Here is a 5614-nt window from a genome sequence, read left to right as displayed (position 1 = left end):
AATTAATGTGTAATTTAGACAGAGCTTCTGCAATATGATTTGCATCTACCTCACCATTTTTAGCACTATTAACTAAGGTTTTTAACGTTTGCGTTAAAGGTGCTAACTGACAAAATCCCACATCATTAAAGCGCGATACAGTATGAAATTGCTCAGCCACATTGGCTAGGTTTAAAAAGTGATTAAAGGCACGTGCCACGGGCAAGAGTTCCTCATCACTTAGTGCATGTAATACATTAATTAATGCTTGACGATCCTCACTGTTGCCGCTTCGAGAAGATTTAGCTAAAGCACGAATTTCTTCTACTTTATCTAAAATTTCTTGCCCTTGAGAGTCTTTAATTGTTTGCCCTAAAAGCTGCCCAAGCAGATTTACATTACCCCTAAGGGCGGCATATTGTTCACTCATCGAGAATACTCCATTGTTGATGTTTATACTATAAAGGCTTTAAAACGTGCTGAACGATTCAAGATGTGGAGTCTAAATAGCGGTAAAAAACGTACCAGCAACTTACCTTTATAATTTTGAGCATCTATTAATAACATTCATAAACATGATTTAACAGATCCAAACTATATTCTATTTCGTAACAAGAAATAATTAAAAAGCTAAAAAGTGTAATTGATGATTATATTCTACGACGGTGATTGCCCATTATGTAACACAGAAATGCAGCAATTAAAGCAAGCAGATACACACAATCTTATTACTTTAGAAGATATAAATGCCGCTGATTTTGAAACTCGCTTTAGTTACATAAAGCGCGCTGACGCATTGGCTTTTTTACACGGCAAGCGCAACAATGGCGAGATGATTTACGGTTTAGACGTAACTTTTGCCGCGTGGGAAATTGTTGGTAAGCACTCTTGGTTAAAAATATTTAAGCTACCGGGCATTCGTTTCATTGCCGATTTAGCTTATTGGGTGTTTGCTAAATACCGTAAGTCACCAAGTGCCTATAATAAAAATTAACCTCTAAATCTAGCTGACAGCGGTGCAAAAATAATGTTTAAAACAATCATTTTATTTGGTATTAATCGTACTGATTGCTTAGCCGCTTTATCTTAATTAGTAAGCTAGACAAACTAATTGACAAGGAATACACCATGCATTTAACAATAAACGAAATTAATGAGTTAGATGGCCGCTATCGCGCGCATTTAATCAATTCATTATCGGGCTTTAAAAGTGCAAACCTAATTGGCACTCAAGACAGTAACGGCAAAACCAACTTAGCGATTGTTAGTTCAGTTTTTCATTTAGGTGCACATCCACCTCTGATTGGCATGATAATCCGCCCGCACAGCGTGCCACGACACACCTTTGAAAACATTAAAGAAACCGGCGTATATACCATAAATCAAGTAAATAGTGATATCGTTGAGCAAGCCCACCAAACTTCAGCACGCTTCGATAAAGAAGAGTCCGAGTTTGATGCAACCGGCCTCACAACTGAATACTTAGCAGGCTGTAATGCTCCATTTGTAGCACAAAGCCGATTAAAATATGCGCTTAAACTCGTCGAGCATCAGCATCTTGCTATCAATGGCACCGAACTTGTAATTGGTGAAATAATTGACCTGCATATAGAACAAAGCGCAATTCAAAGCGATGGCTTTATAGACTTAGAATCAATAAATACGGTCACCGTAAGCGGCCTTGATAGCTATCATACAACCAAGGTAATAAAGCGCTTACCTTACGCTAAAAAGTAACTACTTTTTAGCGTAAGCTTTATATATGTTTTTTCTCTCATCGCAACGGTTTGCACTCAAGTCTTTCGCTCGTTACAATAGCTAAAAATAACGAGGAGAGCACAATGACAACCAACGGTATTGGTATTCAAACCAAAGAACAGGCACTTGCTAGCCTAACGAATATGACCGACGATTTAAGCCCAATTCAAGCAGATGAATACTTGGCGCGTATAGCTCGCGCGCAAGCCTACATGCAAGCCAACGATATTGATGCTATTTACTTAAACGCAGGCACTAATTTAACCTACTTTACCGGCATGCGCTGGTACGCAAGTGAGCGTATGGTCGGCGCAATTTTACCTGCTAAAGGCGACGTGCAATATATAGCCCCTGATTTTGAAATTGGCTCACTCAATGGCTTTAAAGTAATTGAAGGGCCTATTCGCGGCTGGCTTGAACATGAAAACCCATACCAGTTATTTGTCAACATTATTAAAGAAATGGGGATTGCTGAAAACGGCACTGTCGGTATTGACGAAAGTGCGCAATTTTTTATTTTTGATGGCATAAATAAAGCGCAAACGGGTTTGAATATTGTTAATGCACAGCCTGTAACTGCCCATTGTCGTATGCATAAATCAGTAAATGAGCTAGTACTGATACAGCGCGCTATGGATATGACCTTGGCCGTTCATCAAGCCACCGCTAGCATGCTGCATGAGGGGATTAGCACAACCGAGGTTGAAGCTTTTATCAAACAAGCACACCAAAAAGTAGGCGCACCAGGGAACTATTTTTGCATCGTATTATTTGGTATTGCAACATCATTCCCACATGGTGTAAAAGATGCACAAATTCTTAAAAAAGGCGATATGGTATTAATTGATACTGGCTGTAAAGTACACGATTACTTATCAGACATAACTCGCACTTACGTATACGGCGAAGCAACCGAGCGCCAACGCCAGTTTTGGGATTATGAAAAAGCCGCACAAATAGCTGCCTTCAACGCCGCAAAAATTGGCGAAACTTGTGAAGCCGTTGACGGCGCAGCCCGCTCATATTTAGCCGCGCAAGGTTTAGGGCCCGAGTATCAAACCCCAGGTTGTCCACATCGTACCGGCCATGGCATTGGTTTAGATATTCACGAATGGCCGTATTTAGTTGGCGGTGATAAAACCCCGCTTGCCACAGGAATGTGCCTTAGTAACGAGCCCATGTTGGTTGTCCCTGATGAATTTGGCGTACGTTTAGAAGATCACTTCTATATGACCGATAACGGACCTAAATGGTTTACGGAGCCGGCGCACAGCATTGACAACCCATTTGGTTTAAAAAGTTAATAAGCTTCAAATTAATCCATCACCGCACGGTCAGACTATATCGTGCAGTGATGAGTAAGCACTAAAGCTCACAAACTCCTGCCCTTGAATTTATTAGCCCGCGCCTGCATATAATCTTTATACACTTTAAAAACAGGCAAGCTCATGAAAGACTTCAAAATTGATATTGTTTCAGACGTAATGTGCCCTTGGTGCGTGGTTGGGTATAAAAACCTTGAAACCGCCCTAGAAGAGCTTAAAGATAAAGTAAACGCTGATATTACTTGGCATCCGTTTGAACTAAACCCAGACATGCCCCTTGAAGGCCAAGACTTAAACGAACACCTACAGCAAAAATACAACCTGAGCGAAGAGCAAGGCGATGAGAATCGTCAAAACATGCTCGATGCCGGAAAACGCGCAGGATTCACATTTAATTTTGACGGTAAACGCATTATGATCAACAGCTTTGATCTACATCGTTTATTAACATGGGCACGCGAACATGATAAACAAACTGAGCTGAAAATGGCCTTTTTTGAAGCCCACTTCACTGATTTAAAATACCTAAATCAAGAAGAGGCATTACTCGATGTCGTTGCAAGCGTAGGCCTTGATAAAGACGCTGCCCGTGACATTTTGCACTCAGATCAATACGTAAATACCGTACGCCAAGAGCAAAATCGCTTTAAAGAACTCGGTATTACCTCAGTACCGACATTTATCATCAACGATAAATACGCCATTAGCGGCGGCCAACCAAGTGACGCATTTGTTCAAGCACTTGAACAAATTACGCAAGAAGAAGCAAAGTAACCCAAGCTTTAAAGCACTGATAACAAAGCCACGTAACCCGAGGTTACGTGGCTTTTTTGTTGTTTTAAGTACTTCAATGAGTATTCTACTGACTTAGTCGTGTATCTAGAGGTCGTGGCAAGGAACGAATAAAAGCCAACTCTTTTGTCTTGTTAAACGACTTGTCATAACGCTTTAAAGCAAATCTCGCGTTATTGGGCCTAAGTCTTTAAATGCATATGTGGCAAACCCTGCTTTTGCATGATTAGACGCAATTCTTATTTTATAAGAACTTCTTACACTAAAAAAATCATCATATATTTTCGGGTATTTAGCACCTACATCACTAATTCTTTTACCCGTAAACAAGCCTTTCAAGTTATCGAAGTTTTTCGGCAAAGCAAAAATAGCTTCGTTTTCATGAATGTCTGTGCTTGTATTTGAATAGATTGCAAAGAAGTCATCTACAGACAAATTAACTTTTAAATAGAAAAGAAAGAATGGCTGCGCTCTTTTTAAGTCCATAAAATAACCAAGGCACTCTATATCCTCAGCATTAAAATCTTCTTCTCTGAGGTTTAGTTCATCTATTATCGAGCGCGAACTAGTAATAAAGGGAGATGGTTTACCATTGGTATCAACATCGCCACTTGATGGATTATTAACCGAACGGTACATACCTTCTGCGGCAGATAAATGTACTGTTATTTCGTTTTTATCTTGTTTTCCAGCTACCAATTGATTTTTAGATCTTACAGAGCAGATTAAAAAACCATCTTTAGTTACTAATAAAGTACCTGTACCAATTTTAAACTGACACTGGGGGAGATCTGTTAAATTTGATATTGAAAGCAACTCTTGCTCAAGTGATAGCCTATCTCGCAGCGAGTGATTTTCTTGAGTTGCTTCATTATAATATAGTTTATCTAAGCATAGATTAGGAAAAACAAAGCTATGATAATCTGTTCGCTCCATCATCAGTTTGTATACATTATGGCGTTTACCATCCTTTCCTTCAGGCCTACTAACATCAATACGCCTAAGAGCAAAAGATGCATTATTGTCTAACGTGATACCATTTTTTTGTGCATAATCTAGTTTACTTTTTATCTCGTCATCTTTTATTTTTTGAAGTTCTTCAGTAAATTTATATTCATATGAGAGAACATCAGCATCAAAACTATCTTTTTTAAGCGTTTTTTTAGTGAAAATATTTTCTTGACGGATATCTTCCACTTTCAGTAAATCAAACAATGTTCGTATATCTAATTTATTTTTGTGCTTATTTATTGAGGTTATAGGTTCAACAAACCAGCCTTTTAAGTTTGCTAATAAATCTTTGGGGCCTACCGCAAAAAAAGCGATTATCCCCAACAACGATGCAACTATTCCCAAGACTTCTATCATCGAAACTCCATTGTTTATAACGCCTACTCAAGTGGAAAAAATACATTTGCTAAAATGGTTGAGGAACGAAAACAGCAAACGTATTTTTGTTCTGGTTTAATGACTTATTAGGTGTGATTTTGTAACGCTATTATTTCCTTATATCTAAAACAAGAAACAACATGATCATTAACCATTCCTACTGCTTGCATATACGCATAACAAATTGTTGGGCCCACAAACTTAAAACCTTTTTTCTTTAAGGCCTTGCTCATCATTTCTGATTCTAAGGAACTCGATGGAACTTCAGAGCTGTCTTTCCACTTATTATTAATGATCTTTGAGCCAACAAACGACCAAATATATTCATTAAAACTACCGTACTCTTTTTGGATTTCTAAAAATATTTTTGC

General features: G+C 38.5%; 7 protein-coding genes. 4 read left to right on the top strand and 3 right to left on the bottom strand.

The features are described from left to right. Nucleotides 1-409 (bottom strand): phosphoenolpyruvate carboxylase (locus ACT3RM_RS16655; protein ID WP_444511434.1); only part of this gene is annotated, 409 nt, incomplete at its 3' end. A gap of 216 nt (nt 410-625) precedes the next feature. Between ACT3RM_RS16655 and ACT3RM_RS16650 the strand changes: the two genes are divergently transcribed. The 4 genes from ACT3RM_RS16650 to ACT3RM_RS16635 all read left to right on the top strand — a co-directional run bounded on the left by ACT3RM_RS16650 (nt 626) and on the right by ACT3RM_RS16635 (nt 3836). Continuing rightward, nucleotides 626-973: a thiol-disulfide oxidoreductase DCC family protein gene (locus ACT3RM_RS16650; protein ID WP_441836403.1), complete on the top strand. Its 348-nt coding sequence runs from the start codon at nt 626-628 to the stop codon at nt 971-973. Between the two features lie 134 nt (nt 974-1107). After that, entirely contained in the window at nt 1108-1716 is a 609-nt protein-coding gene (locus ACT3RM_RS16645) for a flavin reductase family protein (RefSeq protein WP_441836402.1), read from the top strand. 104 nt (nt 1717-1820) lie between these two features. Continuing rightward, the gene (locus tag ACT3RM_RS16640) at nt 1821-3041 is read left to right on the top strand and encodes a M24 family metallopeptidase (RefSeq protein WP_441836401.1); all 1221 of its coding nucleotides are present in this window, start codon (nt 1821-1823) and stop codon (nt 3039-3041) included. A gap of 144 nt (nt 3042-3185) precedes the next feature. Beyond that, on the top strand, nt 3186-3836 hold the full coding sequence (locus ACT3RM_RS16635) for a DsbA family oxidoreductase (protein WP_441836400.1): 651 nt from the start codon (nt 3186-3188) through the stop codon (nt 3834-3836). A 174-nt stretch (nt 3837-4010) separates the two neighbouring features. On the opposite strand, the gene ACT3RM_RS16630 is transcribed toward ACT3RM_RS16635, so the two are convergent. Continuing rightward, the gene (locus ACT3RM_RS16630; protein ID WP_441836399.1) at nt 4011-5222 is read right to left on the bottom strand and encodes a hypothetical protein; all 1212 of its coding nucleotides are present in this window, start codon (nt 5220-5222) and stop codon (nt 4011-4013) included. A 107-nt stretch (nt 5223-5329) separates the two neighbouring features. Next, nucleotides 5330-5614: DNA-3-methyladenine glycosylase I (locus ACT3RM_RS16625; RefSeq protein WP_444511433.1), on the bottom strand; the 285-nt coding region annotated here is incomplete at its 5' end.

Source organism: Pseudoalteromonas sp. AOP7-A1-14 (assembly GCF_052376275.1).
In the GTDB taxonomy this organism is placed as follows: domain Bacteria; phylum Pseudomonadota; class Gammaproteobacteria; order Enterobacterales; family Alteromonadaceae; genus Pseudoalteromonas.
This window is presented reverse-complemented; position numbering and strand designations above follow the sequence as displayed.